The 15,939-nt window shown below is 67.8% G+C and carries 15 protein-coding genes; 8 read left to right on the top strand and 7 right to left on the bottom strand.

The genetic code is table 11. The annotated features are described in order from the left end of the window. Window positions 1-72 precede the first annotated feature (72 nt). Window positions 73-1,785: a 30S ribosomal protein S12 methylthiotransferase accessory factor YcaO gene (ycaO, locus tag GZH52_RS12535; protein ID WP_163316799.1), complete on the bottom strand. Its 1,713-nt coding sequence runs from the start codon at window positions 1,783-1,785 to the stop codon at window positions 73-75. 193 nt (window positions 1,786-1,978) lie between these two features. On the opposite strand from ycaO, the gene GZH52_RS12530 reads away from it, so the two are divergent. The 3 genes from GZH52_RS12530 to GZH52_RS12520 all read left to right on the top strand — a co-directional run bounded on the left by GZH52_RS12530 (window position 1,979) and on the right by GZH52_RS12520 (window position 5,331). Beyond that, the gene (locus GZH52_RS12530; protein ID WP_163316798.1) at window positions 1,979-2,911 is read left to right on the top strand and encodes a sensor domain-containing diguanylate cyclase; all 933 of its coding nucleotides are present in this window, start codon (window positions 1,979-1,981) and stop codon (window positions 2,909-2,911) included. Between the two features lie 73 nt (window positions 2,912-2,984). Beyond that, window positions 2,985-4,700: a proline--tRNA ligase gene (locus tag GZH52_RS12525; RefSeq protein ID WP_163316797.1), complete on the top strand. Its 1,716-nt coding sequence runs from the start codon at window positions 2,985-2,987 to the stop codon at window positions 4,698-4,700. A gap of 4 nt (window positions 4,701-4,704) precedes the next feature. Further along, window positions 4,705-5,331, top strand: coding sequence for a lytic transglycosylase domain-containing protein (locus GZH52_RS12520; protein ID WP_163316796.1), 627 nt, complete (start codon window positions 4,705-4,707; stop codon window positions 5,329-5,331). Window positions 5,332-5,396: 65 nt separating this feature from the next. On the opposite strand, the gene GZH52_RS12515 is transcribed toward GZH52_RS12520, so the two are convergent. Continuing rightward, the gene (locus GZH52_RS12515; RefSeq protein WP_163316795.1) at window positions 5,397-5,894 is read right to left on the bottom strand and encodes a MarR family winged helix-turn-helix transcriptional regulator; all 498 of its coding nucleotides are present in this window, start codon (window positions 5,892-5,894) and stop codon (window positions 5,397-5,399) included. A gap of 187 nt (window positions 5,895-6,081) precedes the next feature. Here GZH52_RS12515 and guaD point away from each other — a divergent pair, with 187 nt between their 5' ends. Further along, entirely contained in the window at window positions 6,082-7,383 is a 1,302-nt protein-coding gene (gene guaD, locus GZH52_RS12510) for a guanine deaminase (protein ID WP_163316794.1), read from the top strand. Between the two features lie 53 nt (window positions 7,384-7,436). Here the strand turns inward: guaD and GZH52_RS12505 are convergent, their stop codons facing one another. Together GZH52_RS12505 and pssA are read right to left on the bottom strand one after the other, a co-directional pair. Next, on the bottom strand, window positions 7,437-8,726 hold the full coding sequence (locus GZH52_RS12505) for an NCS2 family permease (protein ID WP_163316793.1): 1,290 nt from the start codon (window positions 8,724-8,726) through the stop codon (window positions 7,437-7,439). 123 nt (window positions 8,727-8,849) lie between these two features. Next, a complete protein-coding gene (pssA, locus tag GZH52_RS12500; protein WP_163316792.1) occupies window positions 8,850-9,596 on the bottom strand; it encodes a CDP-diacylglycerol--serine O-phosphatidyltransferase in 747 nt (248 codons plus the stop codon). A gap of 148 nt (window positions 9,597-9,744) precedes the next feature. Between pssA and asd the strand changes: the two genes are divergently transcribed. After that, window positions 9,745-10,584: an archaetidylserine decarboxylase gene (gene asd / locus GZH52_RS12495; protein WP_163316791.1), complete on the top strand. Its 840-nt coding sequence runs from the start codon at window positions 9,745-9,747 to the stop codon at window positions 10,582-10,584. A gap of 70 nt (window positions 10,585-10,654) precedes the next feature. On the opposite strand, the gene ilvC is transcribed toward asd, so the two are convergent. From ilvC to ilvB, 3 genes are read right to left on the bottom strand one after another with little or no spacing between them, the layout of a single operon-like run. Further along, window positions 10,655-11,686 carry a ketol-acid reductoisomerase gene (gene ilvC / locus GZH52_RS12490; RefSeq protein WP_349290660.1) on the bottom strand — a complete coding sequence of 344 codons (1,032 nt, stop codon included), beginning with the start codon at window positions 11,684-11,686 and terminating at the stop codon, window positions 10,655-10,657. Window positions 11,687-11,711: 25 nt separating this feature from the next. Next, on the bottom strand, window positions 11,712-12,203 hold the full coding sequence (ilvN, locus tag GZH52_RS12485) for an acetolactate synthase small subunit (RefSeq protein ID WP_163316789.1): 492 nt from the start codon (window positions 12,201-12,203) through the stop codon (window positions 11,712-11,714). A gap of 13 nt (window positions 12,204-12,216) precedes the next feature. Then, window positions 12,217-13,977, bottom strand: a complete 1,761-nt coding sequence (gene ilvB / locus GZH52_RS12480; protein WP_163316788.1) for a biosynthetic-type acetolactate synthase large subunit — start codon at window positions 13,975-13,977, stop codon at window positions 12,217-12,219. A 192-nt stretch (window positions 13,978-14,169) separates the two neighbouring features. Here ilvB and GZH52_RS12475 point away from each other — a divergent pair, with 192 nt between their 5' ends. The 3 genes from GZH52_RS12475 (at window position 14,170) to GZH52_RS12465 (ending at window position 15,886) form a co-directional block, all read left to right on the top strand. Then, the gene (locus GZH52_RS12475; RefSeq protein ID WP_163316787.1) at window positions 14,170-14,952 is read left to right on the top strand and encodes a hypothetical protein; all 783 of its coding nucleotides are present in this window, start codon (window positions 14,170-14,172) and stop codon (window positions 14,950-14,952) included. Then, entirely contained in the window at window positions 14,949-15,314 is a 366-nt protein-coding gene (locus tag GZH52_RS12470; RefSeq protein ID WP_163316786.1) for a DUF3106 domain-containing protein, read from the top strand. The genes GZH52_RS12475 and GZH52_RS12470 overlap by 4 nt, the downstream gene beginning before the upstream one ends. 65 nt (window positions 15,315-15,379) lie before the next feature. Continuing rightward, entirely contained in the window at window positions 15,380-15,886 is a 507-nt protein-coding gene (locus GZH52_RS12465) for an RDD family protein (protein WP_163316785.1), read from the top strand. Window positions 15,887-15,939 lie beyond the last annotated feature (53 nt).

Here is a 15,939-nt window from a genome sequence, read left to right as displayed (position 1 = left end):
TTACGCCTGTCGCCGTGGCGCGCCAAGCGCCATGTCCATTTGTCATGCGGCGGGTCCGGTCGGTGGTGCTGTTTACGCCGCCGTCAGCTTGTCGTAGGCGGCGAGCAGCTGGCGGTGCCTCTCGCTGCCCTCGAAGTTCTCGCCGAGTGCATTCAGGCCGAAGAAGCGTTCGCGGCCGTCCTTGAGCGCCTCGGCGGTGGCAACCGCGTGCTCGCCCCACAGGGTGGCGAGCATCGCGCGGTAGTCGGGCAGCGACGCGCCGAACTCGAACACCGCCTCCAGCACGCGCCACACCGCCATGCGCGGCGCGGGCAGCTGGCCGAAGCGGCACACCCACTCGGTTTGCGCGCGCGCGTTCTCCTCGTCGCAGAGCGCCAGCGCGATCAGCGCGCGCAGCTCGCCCACGCGCAGGCTGGCCCACGCGCTGTCCGGGTCGGCGGCGAGCCCGATCAGCTCCCACACCGGCTTCTCGTCGGCGAGAGACGCCGCGTCCAGCGCGTCGGCGAGCGCCCGGCACTCGGCGTCGGACAATTCGGGCAGGCGGGCGATCGGCGCGCGCAGCGGGTTGCCGATATTGTTGTTTTCCCATTCGAGGTCGTCGACCGGGTAGATCTCGGAGAGCCCCGGCACGATCACGCGGCAGCAGTAGACGCCGGTTTCCTCGAAGTCGGCGACGTAGATCTCGTTGCCGTCTTCGTGAAGCAGTGCGCACAGGCTGTCCCAGTCGGCGGCGGTGCTGCCCTCGAAGTTCCAGTCGCAGAAGGCGAAGTCGGGCGCAGCGCCGAGGAAGGGCCAGCCGACGCTGCCGCTCGAATCGATGAAGTGCAGCTCGAGGTTGGCCGGGCTGGCGACTTCTTCCGGGTCGAACGCGGGTTCGGGGAAGCCCGCAAGCGCGTCGAGCGCGCGGCCCTGCAGCAGTTCGGTCAGCGCGCGTTCCAGTGCGACGGCGAACGAGGGGTGCGCGCCGAAGCTGGCGAACACGCCGCGGTCGTGCGGGTGGACCAGCGTCACGCAGGCGACCGGGTAGCGGCCGCCGAGCGACGCGTCCTTCACTAGGATATGGAAGCCCGCCGCGCGCAGCGAGGCGATGCCGGCGGCGATGGCCGGGTGGCGCTCGATCACCGCGGGCGGGATGTCGGGCAGGCACAAGCCGTCACGCAGTACGCGGAACTTCACCGCGCGTTCGACCACCTCGGACAGCGCCTGCGTGCGCGCCTCGTACGCGGTGTTGCCGGCCGCCATGCCGTTGGAGAGATAAAGGTTGCCGATCAGGTTGACCGGGAACCACACCGTCTTTCCGTCGGACACCCGGGTGTACGGCAGCGCGCACACGCCGCGGCCGCTGTCGCCGCTGTTGAAGTCGGTCAACTGGGCTGCGGCGAGCGCGGCGTCCGGGTCGTAGAAGTCGCGCAGCGCCTCGTCGTCCAGCAGACCGTCCGGCCAGCCTTCTTCGCAGGCATCGAACCAGCGCTCGCGCGCGAAGTGCACCCACGCGCGTTCGCTGCGTGCGCGGCCGAGGTAGTAGTGCGTCCAGAAGTAGTGGTTGCCCAGGCGCTCGCACATTTCGCCCAGGGCGCTGGCGCGTGCGGCGAGTTCCGAGCCGCCCTTACCGTTGGTGTAGATCAGCGGGCAGTCGCGCTCCCTCAAGTGGACCGACCAGCAGCCGTCGACCGGGTGCAGCCAGGACACCTCTTCGGGATGGAAGCCGAGCGCGGCGAGCCGGCCTTGCAAGGTGGCGATGGTGTCTTCGAGGGTGGCATCCTTGCCGGGCAGGGTATGGGACATATGGCGCGCTCCTGCGCGATCGCGGTTGAGGTTCCAAGAGGGCTCGCACTCTAACACCGCGGCGGCGGCGGCGGCCACCCGTGCGCGGGGGCTTATGACATGTGCGCGCCGAAAGGCCGGTGTTGTGCGACAATCCCGCATAGCCGACAGCCGGGGCCGCCTGTACGGCACAGAATAGCAACGAGGGGGAAGGATGGCCGACCAAGACTTGGCCGCGCTGCGCGCCGAGCTGGCGAGCTTGCGCGAGGAAAACGCCGCCTTGCGGGAGAAACTCGCGGCAGCGCTCGACGGTACCGGCGTCTGCCTGTGGCAGGGCGAACCGCAGAGCGGGCGGCTGACCGTGTTCAATCTGCAGGACTTCGACGCCGGCGACATGGCACCCGATTTCCAGGCGTGGCTCGCCAAGCTGCACCCGGACGACCGGGCGTCGACGCTGGAGCACTACTACGGCCACCTCGCCGGCGAGCGGCCATTTTATGAGGCCGAGTACCGCACGCTGAACCCGGACGGCGGTGTCACCTGGTTATGGGACCGCGGTCGCGTCGTCGAACGCGACGAAAACGGCCGGCCGCTGCGCATCCTCGGCGCGCATATCGACATCACCCGCCGCAAGGCGCACGAGGCGCAGCTCGCGCGCCTCGCCCACCACGACGCGCTGACCGGCCTGCCCAACCGGCGGCCGATGCTCGAGCGCCTGCGCCGCGAGACCGAGGCGCGCACGGTGGACACGGCAAGCGTGCTGGCGCTGGCCATGCTCGACATCGACCACTTCAAGACCTTCAACGACCGTTTCGGCCACGATGTCGGCGACCGCGTGCTCGCCGGCGTCGGCCAGCACCTGGCCGGGCAGTTGCGTGAGGGCGAGCTGTGTTGCCGCTGGGGCGGCGAGGAGTTCCTGCTGCTGCTCTTCGGCGCGAGCGCCGACGAGGCCGCGCTGCGCGTTGAACGGATCCGGGCGTCGTTCGCGGCGCTGGGGCAGGCGCTTGCGCTGCCCGCGCCCGTGGGTGCGAGCGTCGGTGTCACCACCCACCGGGTGGGCGAGAGCTTCACGCAGACCATCCGCCGTGCCGACCACGCGCTGCTCGCGGCCAAGCAGGGCGGGCGCGGACGCATCTGCCGCGGCTGAGCCGTTCGGCAGCCGCTGCCGCCTTGCAGTACAATCGACGCCATCTGTGTCCGAATTTCAGGGATTTTTCACCATGCGCGCTTCGCAGTTCTTCATCTCCACCCTCAAGGAAGCCCCCGGCGACGCCGACATCGTCAGCCAGAAACTGATGCTGCGCGCCGGCATGATCCGCAAGGTCGCCGCCGGCGTGTACACCTGGATGCCGATGGGGCTGCGCACGCTGCGCAAGGTCGAGGCCATCGTGCGCGAGGAGATGGACCGCGCCGGCGCGATCGAGGTGACGATGCCGGTGGTGCAGCCGGCCGTGCTGTGGCAGGAAACCGGCCGCTGGGACAAGATGGGCGACGAGCTGTTGCGCTTCAAGGACCGCCACGACCGCGACTTCGTGATCCAGCCGACCTCCGAGGAAGTGGTGACCGACATCGCGCGCGGCGAGCTCAAGAGCTACCGCCAGCTGCCGAAGAACTTCTACCAGATCCAGACCAAGTTCCGCGACGAGCGCCGCCCGCGCTTCGGCGTGATGCGCGGCCGCGAGTTCACCATGAAGGACGCGTACTCGTTTGACCGCAGCGCCGAAGACGCCGGCAAGAGCTACGACAACATGTTCGCCGCCTACCGCCGCATCTTCGACCGCATGGGCCTGACCTACCGCGCAGTGGCGGCCGACACCGGCGCCATCGGCGGCGACCGCTCGCACGAATTCCAGGTGATCGCCGACACCGGTGAGGACGCCATCGTCTACTGCCCGGCTTCCGACTACGCCGCCAATATCGAGCTGGCCGAGGCGGTGGCGCCGGCCCACGCCCGCCCGGCGCCGGGTGCGGCCATGCAGAAGGTGTCGACCCCCGGCGTGAAGACCATCGCCGACCTGGTCGCCTTCCTGAACTGCCCGGTCGAGCAGACGGTGAAGGCGGTGGTGGTCGAGGGTGACGGCGAGGACGGCCTGCCGGTGCTCTTGCTGGTGCGCGGCGACCACGAACTGAACGAAGTGAAGGCCGGCAAGCTCGCCGGCGTCGCCAGCCCGCTGACTTTCGCCACGCCCGAATCCATCGTCGCCGCCTTCGGCGCCAACCCGGGCTCGCTGGGGCCGGTCGGCTTCAAGGGCAAGGTGTACGCCGACCGCACCGTCGCGGTGATGGCCGACATGGTGACCGGCGGCAACGAGGACGACGTGCACCTGACCGGCGTCAACTTCGGCCGCGACCTGCCCGAGCCGGTGGTGGTCGACATCCGCAACGTGGTTGCCGGCGACGCGAGCCCGGACGGCAAGGGCGAACTCGCGATCCAGCGCGGCATCGAGGTCGGCCATGTGTTCTATCTGGGCACCAAGTACTCGAAGGAAATGAACGCGACCTTCCTCGACGACGACGGCAAGCCGAAGTTCTTCGAGATGGGCTGCTACGGCATCGGCGTGAGCCGCATCCTGGGCGCCGCCATCGAACAGAACTTCGACGAGCGCGGCATCATCTGGACCGACGCGCTCGCGCCCTTCACCGTGGTGATCGTGCCGATGGGCATGGCGCGCAGCGAAGCGGTGCGCGAGGCGGCCGAAGGGCTGTACGCCACGCTCAAGGCGCAGGGCGTCGACGTGCTGCTGGACGACCGCGAAGAGCGCCCGGGCGTGCTGCTGGCCGACTCCGAGCTGATCGGCTACCCGCACCGCGTGGTGATCGGCGACCGCGGCCTGAAGGAGGGCAAGGTCGAGTACCGCCACCGTCGCGACGAGGCGTCGACCGAAGTCGCCGCTGCCGACATCGCGGCCTTCGTGCTCGGCAAGCTCGGCCGCTAAGCCGATGGCGGCGCGCGCGGCGGCCCTGGCGGCCTTGCTTGTGGCGCTCGCCGCGCCGGCCTTGGCCGGCGCGCAGCGCGAGGAGGCCTTGTCGCATAGCGTGGCCACCTCGCTGCGCCGCTCGGTGGGCGAGGTGAACGCACCCAGGCTGGTGTTCGCCGACCCGCGCGAGGGTCAGGCTTGGCTCGCCGAGATGTCGGCCCGGCTGCAGAAGCGCATTCCCGACGCGTGGACGCGAGAGCGGCTGCTCACCGCGATCCACTACGAGGCGAGCCGCGCTGGGCTCGACCCGCAGCTGGTGCTCGGCCTGATCCAGGTCGAGAGCGGCTTCAAGAAGTACGCGATCTCCAGCGCCGGCGCGCGCGGGTTGATGCAGGTGATGCCGTTCTGGCCGCGCGCGATCGGCACCGCCGAGCACAACCTGTTCGACCTCACCACCAACCTGCGCTACGGCTGCACCATCCTGCGCCATTACCTCGATATCGAACGCGGCAACCTGTTCCGTGCACTCGGCCGCTACAACGGCAGCCTGGGCCGCGCCGAGTACCCGAACCTGGTGCTCGGTGCCTGGCAGAAGCAATGGGCGTGGACGCCGCCGGCCGGCCTGAACCGGACCGCCGGCACGCGTTGAGCCGCCACCGGCCAAGCAAAAAAGGGGAGCCCGCGGGCTCCCCTTCTTGTTTGGCCGCGTGCCGCCTAGCGCTCCTGCGCGATCAGCAGCTTCTTCAGCAGGCCCGCCAGTTGCACGCGCTCGTCGGCGTCAAGCGGCGAGAGCAGCTCGGCTTCGGCTTCCAGGTGGTGGACCGCCGCGTCCTCGACCACGTCCAGTCCGCGGGCGGTCAGGGTCACGATCACGCCGCGGCGGTCGTTCGGGTCCGGGCTGCGGCTGACCAGGCCTGCCGACTCGAGCCGGTTGATGCGGTTGGTCAGCGCGCCGGAAGAGATCAGCACCATGCCTTGCAGCTGGTTGGGCGAGAGCTGGAAAGGTTCGCCGGCGCGGCGCAGCGCGGCGAGCACGTCGAATTCGCCGACGTTGAGCTTGTGGCGGGCGAGGTCCTGCAGCACGCGGCGGGTGACGAAGTACTCCATGCGTGCAATGCGGCCGATGACTTCGGTCGAGGAAGTGTCGAGTTCGGGGCGGACCGCCTTCCACAGTGCGACGATCTGGTCGATCTGGTCTTTGGGTGGGTGCATTGTGTATGTATTGGGCAATGTGGGGTGATATCCGGCGGCAAGGGTAACACGGGTGGGTGGTGGCGCAAAACTTGCTTCACTGAAAGAATCTTTACAGCAAGACAGTCGCCCCGTCCGGCAAGCTGCCGGCGGCACTGCCAAGATGAGTGAGCCGCCCGCGTGGGGCGTGCCGTGCAGGAGAGGCAAGATGCAGACAGCCATCCGGGGAGCCTTGCTCACCTTCAAGGACGACCCCTTTGTCCGTGACCTGCAGGACTGCATGGTCTACCTCGACGACGCCGTCGTCGTGATGGAAAACGGCAAGATTGCCGCCGTCGGCGCTGCCGCCGGGGTCCTGCCCACCCTGCCGGCTGAGCTGCCTGTGACCCGCTACCCCGACAGCGTGATCCTGCCCGGCTTCATCGACAGCCACGTGCACTACCCGCAGACCCGGATGATCGCCGCCTACGGCGAACAATTGATCGACTGGCTGAACAACTACACCTTCATCACCGAACAGGGCTTCGCCGATAAGGCGCACGCGGCCGAGGTCGCGTCGGTGTTCCTGAAGGAACAGCACAGGAACGGCGTCACCAGCGCCACCGTGTTCGGCACGGTGTTCCCGCAGTCGGTGGACGCGCTGTTCGAGGAGGCCGCCCGCTACGACATGCGCATCATGGCCGGCAAGGTGTGCATGGACCGCAACGCTCCCGCAGCGCTGCTCGACACGCCGCAGCGTGCCTACGACGAATCGAAGGCGCTGATCGAACGCTGGCACGGCAAAGGCCGCGCCGAGTACGTGATCACCCCGCGCTTCGCGCCGACCTCCAGCCCCGAGCAGCTGGAAATGGTCGGCGCGCTGGCGGCCGAATTCCCGACCACGCTGATCCAGTCTCACCTGTCGGAAAACCGCGGTGAAGTCGAATGGGTGAAGTCGCTGTTCCCGGAGTGTCGCGACTACACCGACGTCTACCACCGCTTCGGCCTGCTGCGCGATCGCGCGATCTACGGGCACGGCATCCATCTGTCCGAGGCCGAGCTCGACGTGTTGTCGGCCACCGGTACCGCGATCGCGCACTGTCCGACGTCCAACTTCTTCCTCGGCTCCGGCTACTTCAACGTGAAGGCCGCCCGCGACGCGAGCCGTCCGGTCAAGGTCGGCCTCGCGACCGACCTGGGCGCCGGCACCAGCTTCTCGATGCTGCAGACCATGAACGAGGCGTATAAGGCCGCGCAGCTGAACGGCTTTGCGCTGTCCGCCGGCCATGCCTTCTACCTTGCCAGCCGTGGCACGGCCGAGGCGCTGGGGCTGCAGGACAAGGTAGGCAGCATCGAAGTGGGCAAGGAGGCCGACCTTGCCGTGCTGAACCTCAAGTCGACGCCGATCATCGAGTACCGGATGAAGTACGCGCGCGACATCCACGAGGCCTTGTTCGTCCAGATGACCTTGGGCGACGACCGTGCGATTGCCGCGACCTACATCGCCGGCAAGCAGGTCTACCCCGCCTGAAGCGGACGCAACAAGGGGAGGCCGAGGCCTCCCCTTGTTTATCCGGCGGAGCGTTACAGGAACAGGTAACGCCCGATGAACAGCGCGGCGATCACCGCGATGGGCAAGGACAGCTGCTTGCCCTGGCCGCTGGCGAGCTTGGTCACCACGTAGGTGATCGCGCCGAAGGCGATGCCGTCGGCGATGGAGAAGGTGAACGCCATGGTCGCGATGCAGGCGATCGCCGGCGCGGTCTCGGTCAGCTCGTCCCACTCGAGGTGGGTGAGGCTACGCAGCATCAGGATGGCGACGTACAGCAGGGCGGGCGCGGTCGCGTAGCCCGGCACCATCGCCGCCAGCGGCGCGAACACCAGCGCAGCGATGAACAGCAGGCCGATGACGACGGCGGTGAGGCCGGTGCGCCCGCCGGCAGCGATGCCGGTGGTCGACTCGATATAGCTGGTGGTGCTCGAGGTGCCCAAGAGCGCGCCGGCGCTGATCGCGGTCGAGTCGGCCAAGAGCGCGCGCTTGAGGCGCGGCAGGTGGCCGTCCTTGTCGAGGAAGTTGCCGCGCTCGGCGATCGCGATCAGCGTGCCCGAGGTCTCGAACAGGCTCATCAGGAAGAACGACAGCACCACGCCGAGCACCGCCGGTTGCAGCGCGCCGGCGATGTCGGCCTTGAGGAAGGTCGGCGCCAGCGACGGCGGGGCGGAGATCACGCCGCCGTACGGCGTGAAGCCCAGCAGCACCGAGGCTGCGGTGACGGCGAGGATGCCGATGATGATGGCGCCGGGCACGCCGCGGCGGTCGAGCACCACCATCAACAGGAAGCCAGCCGCCGCGAACAGCACCGACGGCGTGCCCAGCGGCCCCAGCGCGAGCATGGTGTCCGGGCTGGGGACGACCACGCCGGCTTGCTGCAGCGCGATCAGCGAGATGAACAGGCCGACGCCGGCCGAGATCGAGTGCTTCAGGCAGGCCGGCATCGCGTTGACGAACCACTCGCGGATCTTCAGCACGCTCACCAGCACGAACAGCAGGCCGGACAGGAATACCGCGCCCAGCGCGGTCTCCCACGGCAGGCCCATGCCCTTGACGAGGCCAAAGGCGAAGAAGGCGTTGATGCCCATGCCCGGCCCCTGGCCGATCGGGTAGTTGGCGAGCAAGCCCATCAGGAAGCAGCCGATGGCGGCGGCGAGGCAGGTCGCGACGAATACCGCGCCGTGGTCCATGCCGGCGGCGGACAGGATGTCGGGGTTGACGAACAGGATGGCCGACATCGTGAGGAAGGTCGTGAAGCCGGCGAGGATTTCGGTGCGCACGGACGAGCCTTGCGCACGGATGTGGAAGAGTTTTTCCAGCATGCGTGAGTCCGGAGAAAGGGTTTGCAAAGTCCCGAGCGACAGTCGGGCGCTAGGCGGGCCACCGGCAAGGAATCCGGCGCCCGCTCCGTCGGGCGCAAGTATAGGGGCAGAAGCGGGGAGGGGCTAGCGGCGCAGCCGCGTCCACGCGAACAAGAGGTAGCCCGACGCCGCGTAGCCGACGAAGAAGCCGAACAGCACCAAGGGCGGCTCGTACAGCACCAGCAGCAGTCCGAGCGTGAGCGCCAACAGCACGTAGAACGGCACGCGGCGGCGCAGGTGGATCTCCTTGAAGCTCCAGTAACGCACGTTGCTGACCATGGTCAGCCCGGCGAACAGCGTGAAGCCAGCGAGCAATGCTGGCAGCGCCGGTGCACCGGAGTAGCCGTAGGCGTGGCAGATCCACACCAGGCCCGCGACCAGCGCGGCGGCGGCCGGGCTTGGCAGGCCGATGAACCAGCGCTTGTCGACGCTGCCGATCATGGTGTTGAAGCGCGCCAGGCGCAGGGCGGCGCCCGCGCAGTAGATGAAGGCGATCATCCAGCCGATCTTGCCCAGATCCTTGAGCAGCCACTCGTAGGCGACGAGCGCCGGCGCGACGCCGAAGCTGACCATGTCGGAGAGGCTGTCGAACTCGGCGCCGAACGCGCTCTGGCTGTGGGTCATGCGCGCGACGCGGCCGTCGAGGCCGTCGAGGATCATCGCGGCGAAGATGGCGACCGCGGCGGTTTCGAAGTGCCCGCCCATCGCCTGCACGATCGCGTAGAAGCCGGCGAACAGCGCGGCGAGCGTGAACAGGTTGGGTAGCAGGTAGACGCCCTGGCGGCTGAGCGACGGGCGTTGCGGGGATTCGTCGGACGGATCGGGATGCATCGTGCAGGCTCCGGACGGCGGTGCGGAGCACCGGTCGGCATATTGTAGCGCAGCCGGCGTGCCGCCGCGCTAGGCCATCGGCATGGCCGACAGCCGCGTCCCCTTCGTTTATAATGCCCGGCTTGATTCGAAAATAAGGGGAACGTCCTTGTCCGAGCGCCTATTTGTGCTGTTGCAGCACGCGCTGCCCAAGCTCGCCCTGACCCGTCTGGCCGGCCGCATCGCCGGCGCGCAGGGCGGCGCGCTGACCCGCCGCCTGATCACCCGCTTCATCGCACGCTACGGCGTGAACATGGCCGAGGCGGCCCAGCCGGATCCGGCCGCGTACCCGACCTTCAACGACTTCTTCACCCGCGCGCTCAAGCCGGGCGTGCGTCCGCTCGCCGCCAGCCGCCTGGTGTGCCCGGTCGACGGCGCGATCAGCCAGTTCGGCGACATCCACGCCGGGCGCGTGTTCCAGGCCAAGGGCCGCGACTACAGCGCCGCCGCCTTGCTGGCCGATAAGACCGCCGCGCACGCGTTCGACGACGGCGTGTTCGCGACCATCTACCTGAGCCCGCGCGACTACCACCGCATCCACATGCCGTGCGCGGGCACGCTCAAAAGCATGACCTATGTGCCGGGCGAGCTCTACTCGGTGAACCCGGCGACCGCGCGCGGGGTGGACGCGCTATTCGCACGCAACGAGCGGGTGGTCTGCCTGTTCGATTCTCCGGTCGGTGAGTTTGCGCTGGTGCTGGTCGGCGCGACCATCGTCGGCAGCATGGCGACCGTCTGGCACGGCGCGGTCAACCCGCCGCGCCCGGGTGAAGTGGTGCGCTGGGACTACCGCGGGCAGGGCATCCAGCTTGCCAAGGGAGAGGAGATGGGGCGCTTTTTGCTCGGCTCGACCGTGGTGCTGCTGTTCCCCAAGGCCGCCGGCCTCGCGTTCAACCCCGAGTGGGCGCCCGCACGCGCGGTGCGCATGGGCGAGGCGATGGCCGACTGAGCCGTCGTCTGGGCGCAGGCGAAAAAAAGCCGGGACAGCGTCCCGGCTTTTTTCATGCACCAAACCAAGCTTAGTTCTTCGACTGGTCGACCAGCTTGTTCTTGGCGATCCACGGCATCATCGCGCGCAGCTCGGCGCCGACCTTCTCGATCGGGTGCTCGGCGTTCAGGCGGCGACGGGCGGTCATGCTCGGGTAGTTGGTCTTGCCTTCGAGGATGAACATCTTCGCGTATTCGCCCGACTGGATGCGGTACAGCGCCTTCTTCATCGCTTCCTTGGTGGCGGAGGTCACCACTTCCGGCCCGGTCACGTACTCGCCGTACTCGGCGTTGTTCGAGATCGAGTAGTTCATGTTGGCGATGCCGCCTTCGTACATCAGGTCGACGATCAGCTTCAGCTCGTGCAGGCACTCGAAGTAGGCCATTTCCGGCGCGTAACCGGCTTCGGTCAGCGTCTCGAAACCGGCCTTCACCAGCTCGACGGCACCGCCGCACAGTACGGCCTGTTCGCCGAACAGGTCGGTCTCGGTCTCTTCGCGGAAGTTGGTCTCGATCACGCCACCCTTGGTGCCGCCGTTGGCTGCCGCGTACGACAGCGCGACGTCACGCGCCTTGCCCGACACGTCCTGGTAGACGGCGATCAGGGTCGGCACGCCGCCACCCTTCACGTACTCGGAGCGCACGGTGTGGCCCGGGCCTTTCGGCGCGACCATGATCACGTCGACGTCAGCCGGCGGAACGATCTGGTTGTAGTGGATGTTGAAGCCGTGCGCGAAGGCCAGCGCCGCGCCCTTCTTCAGGTTCGGGGCGATCTCGTTGCGGTAGACGTCAGGCTGGCTTTCGTCCGGCAGCAGGATCATCACCACGTCGGCCTTCTTCACCGCGTCAGCCACTTCCTTCACCTTGTGGCCGGCCGCTTCGGCCTTCGGCCACGAGGCACCGTCCTTGCGCAGGCCGATTACCACTTCGCAGCCGGAGTCCTTCAGGTTGGCGGCGTGGGCGTGGCCCTGCGAGCCGTAACCGATGATCGCGACGCGCTTGTCCTTGATGATGGAGAGGTCGGCGTCCTTGTCGTAGTAAACCTTCATTTGATTTTCCTTGATGTTTCGTTGTTCGTGGTAAGGCAGGTCAGATCTTCAGGATGCGTTCGCCCCGGCCGATCCCCGAGGCGCCGGTACGGACCGTTTCCAGGATCACCGAGCGGTCGACGGCCTCGATAAAGGCACCGAGCTTGTCGCTGGTGCCGGTCAGTTCGATCGTGTACGTCTTTTCGGTCACGTCGATGATGCGTCCGCGGAAGATGTCGGCCATGCGCTTCATCTCCTCGCGCTCCTTGCCGGTGGCGCGCACCTTGATCAGCATCATCTCGCGTTCGATGTGCTCGGACTCGTTCAGGTCGATCACCTTGACCACCTCGATCAGCTTGTTCAGCTGCTTGGTGATCTGCTCGATCACCTCGTCCGAGCCGTGGGTGACGATGGTCATCCGGCTGAGCGTCGCATCTTCGGTGGTCGAGACGGTCAGCGAGTCGATGTTGTAGCCGCGCGCGGAAAACAGGCCCACCACGCGCGACAGCGCGCCGGCCTCGTTTTCCAGCAGGATGGAAAGAATATGTCTCATGCTTCGCTCCGGGTCAGCACAGGTTGCCGTAGTCGCGATCGGCCGCTTCGCCGCCCTGCTCGCGCATGTGCGGCGGCAGATCCATCTGGTCCAGGCCCTTGCCGTTGCCCACCATCGGGAACACGTTTTCCGACTGGTCGGTACGGAAGTCCATGAACACCAGGCGTTCCCTGTTCTTCTGGCTGAACGCCTCGCGGATCGCCGGCTCGACGTCGGCCGGGTTTTCGATCTTCATGCCGACATGGCCGTAGGCCTCGGCGATCTTCACGAAGTCGGGCAGCGCGTCCATGTACGACTCGGAGTAGCGGGTGCCGTAGAAGAACTCCTGCCACTGGCGCACCATGCCCAAGTAGCGGTTGTTCAGGCTGAGCACCTTGACCGGGGTGTGGTACTGCTTGGCGGTCGACAGCTCCTGGATATTCATCTGGATCGAGCCTTCGCCGGTGATGCAGGCGACGGTCGCATCCGGGTTCGCCAGCTGTGCGCCGATGGCGGCGGGCAGGCCGAAGCCCATGGTGCCGAGGCCGCCGGAATTCAGCCACTGCTTCGGGCGGTCGAACTTGTAGTACTGCGCGGCCCACATCTGGTGCTGGCCGACGTCGGAGGTGACGATGGCGTTGCCGCCGGTGACCTCGTACAGCGTCTGAACCACATGCTGCGGCTTGATCAGCTCGTCGGACGGCTGGTACCACAGGCTCTTGCGGTCGCGCCAGGCTTCAACCTGTTGCCACCACGCGGCGAGCGCCTGCGCGTCGGGGCGCTGGCTGCTTGCACGCAGCAATTCGAGCATCTCGGCCAGGACATGTTTGACGTCGCCGACGATGGGCACGTCGGCCTTGACGCGCTTGGCGATCGAGCTGGGGTCGACGTCGATGTGGATGATCTTCTTCGGCGCGCCGAGGAAGTGTGACGGCACGCTGATCACGCGGTCGTCGAAGCGGGCGCCGACGGCGAGCAGCACGTCGCAGTTCTGCATCGCCATGTTCGCTTCGTAGGTGCCGTGCATGCCGAGCATGCCGAGGAACTGGCGGTCGGAACCCGGGTACGCGCCCAGCCCCATCAGCGTGTTGGTGCACGGCACGCCGAGCAGGCGCACAAGTTCGGTCACCTCGGCTGCCGCGTTGCCCTGCACTGCGCCGCCGCCGACGTAGATGTACGGGCGCTTGGCTTCCAGCAGCAGGCCGACGGCCTTCTTGATCTGGCCGGGGTGGCCGCGGGTGACCGGCACGTACGAGCGGATCTGCACGCTGTCCGGGTAGGAAAATTCGTGTTTGGCCTGGGTGACGTCCTTGGCGATGTCGACGACGACCGGGCCGGGGCGGCCGGTCTTGGCGATGTAGAACGCCTTCTTGATGGTCGACGCCAGCTCGGTGACGTCCTTGACCAGGAAGTTGTGCTTCACGCACGGCCGGGTGATGCCGACCATGTCGACTTCCTGGAACGCGTCCATGCCGATCGCCGGGGTCGGCACCTGGCCGGAGATCACCACCATCGGGATCGAGTCCATGTACGCGGTGGCGATGCCGGTGACCGCGTTGGTCGCCCCGGGACCGGAGGTGACCAGCGCGACACCCACCTTGTCGCTGGAACGGGAATACGCGTCAGCCGCGTGGACAGCTGCCTGCTCGTGGCGGACCAGTACATGCTTGAACTGGTTCTGCCTGAAGATGGCATCGTAAATTTCTAGGACCGCGCCGCCGGGGTAGCCGAAAATAAATTCGACCCCTTCCTCCTGCAGGCTGCGGACGAGGATTTCCGCGCCCGATATCTGCATTGTTGCCTCTGTCTTGTGTATGTGGTGTCCCGTTGCAATTAATGACCATATCTTATCCGGCAAAATACGGTCAAGCGCTTTTGTGCGGCCGCACAAGCGGCTGCAAGGCCGGAAAAATCAGGGTTTTGGCGCGCTGACGCCGGGACGGGCGCTTTGTTAAGATAACGACTTCCAGCTTTTTTCCGCCGCCAGATGAACGCCGCTTCCCGCTCACCGCACCTTCTTGCCGCCGCCCGCGTGCTGGCGGCTGTCGCGCTGCCCTATGGAGCCGACGGCATGGCGGCCGTGCAGGCTGCCCGCCAGGCTGCCCGCAGCCGTTTCGGTACGGACCGGGAAGATGCGCTGTGGCTGGGCTGCCTGCTCGCGCGCTTGCCCCGGCCCCGCCGTTGGCGCGCGCCCGTCGCGGCCGAGACGCCGATCGAATTCGAGGCGCTGCCGGCACTGGCGGCGCCCGGCTGGACGCGACAGCCTGGGGCGCGGCCGCTGATCCTTGCCGCACTCGCGCTGCTGCGTCGCGACGAGCAGGTCGCTTATCTCATGCACGGGCTCGGCGGCTGGCCCGCCGCGCGCATCGCGGCGCTGACCGGCGCTACGGTGTTCGGCGCCGAACGCCAGTTGCGCTCGGCGCGCCACGCGCTGCATGCGATGCTGCAGCTGAAGGGCGTCTGCGACGCCGACGGCTACCCGTCGCTGGACGCGGCGGTCGCCGCCGTGCTGGCAGACGCCTACGCGGGCGAAGGCGCTGCCGGGGACGTCGGGGCTGCGGATGCACCCCGCCGCTTGCGCGCGCGGCTGTGGCTCGCCCGCGGCCACCTGCGCCGTGCGGCGGGTGTCGTCGTACTGGTGGGCGTGGCGGCCGCCTTCTGGCCTGCGCTGCCCGAGTTGGGGCACGACGCCGCGTCCGACGCGGCGATGCTGTCGTCGGAGTGGCCGCTGGAGATGCTGTTGCAACCACTGGAGGAGGGCGCGCGATGATCAAGGGATGGAGCCTGCTGCTGGCCTGTTGCCTGGCCGCGCCTGCGTGGGCCGGCAGCGCGGCGTCGCCGGACTGGGACATGCTCGCCGAGTCGAGGCGGCAGGCGCTCGCGCCGCTCGCCCGCGACTGGAACCGTTACTCGGCGCAGAAGAAACAGGCGCTGGTCGAACTGGCCGACGCGCTGCAGCGGCTGACGCCGGATGCGCGCGAGCGTGCGCAGCGCCAGTTGCGGCGCTGGGTCGAGCTGTCGCCCGCCGAACAGGCGCGGGTGCGCGCCAACTGGCAGCGCGTGCAGGAAATGGCACCCGAGCGGCGTGCCGCGCTGCTGTTCGAGCTGACGCACCCGACCGCGCAGCGCTGACCGTATGTGACATTGTCTTGCGGTAGAATGGCGGCTTCCAAACCCTGTGCCTGCCTGCCCATCGCATGACCATCCCATCCGCCGAGCCGACCCTGGCGCGCACCCTGGCCGCGCTGTTCTACGAAATCCTGCTGGGCTGCGCGGTGCTGCTCGCCTTCGCCGCCGTGCTGACGCCGCTGAAGGCGCTGCTCCCCGCGGGGCTGCTCGCCGACTGGCTGTTCCGGCTGACGCTGGCCGCCCTGATGTTCGGCTACTGCGGCTTTTGCTGGACGCGCGGCGGGCAGACGCTGGCGATGAAGACCTGGCGCTTGCGCGTCGAGCGCGCCGACGGCGCCGCGCTGTCGTGGCTTGACTCGCTGCGCCGTTTCCTCGTGGTGCTTGCGCTGTTTGTCGGCGTGCCGGTGCTGGTGTGGGCCGGCTGGAGCCGTGCGCTGGGCGAGGCGGCGCCCTTGTGGCTGCTGCCGCTGTGGCTAGCGGTCCCGTTTGCCTGCCGCCTGTTCGACCCGGCGAAACTGAGCCTGCACGACAGGCTGGCGGCGACCCGTGTCGTCCAGTTGCCCAAGCGGGTGTAGCGCCCTGTTCTACAAAACCGCCTCTCGGCGGTTTTTTGCGACCAAAATTGGAC

This window comes from Crenobacter caeni (assembly GCF_010435965.1).
GTDB classification, from domain to species: domain Bacteria; phylum Pseudomonadota; class Gammaproteobacteria; order Burkholderiales; family Chromobacteriaceae; genus Craterilacuibacter; species Craterilacuibacter caeni.
This window is presented reverse-complemented; position numbering and strand designations above follow the sequence as displayed.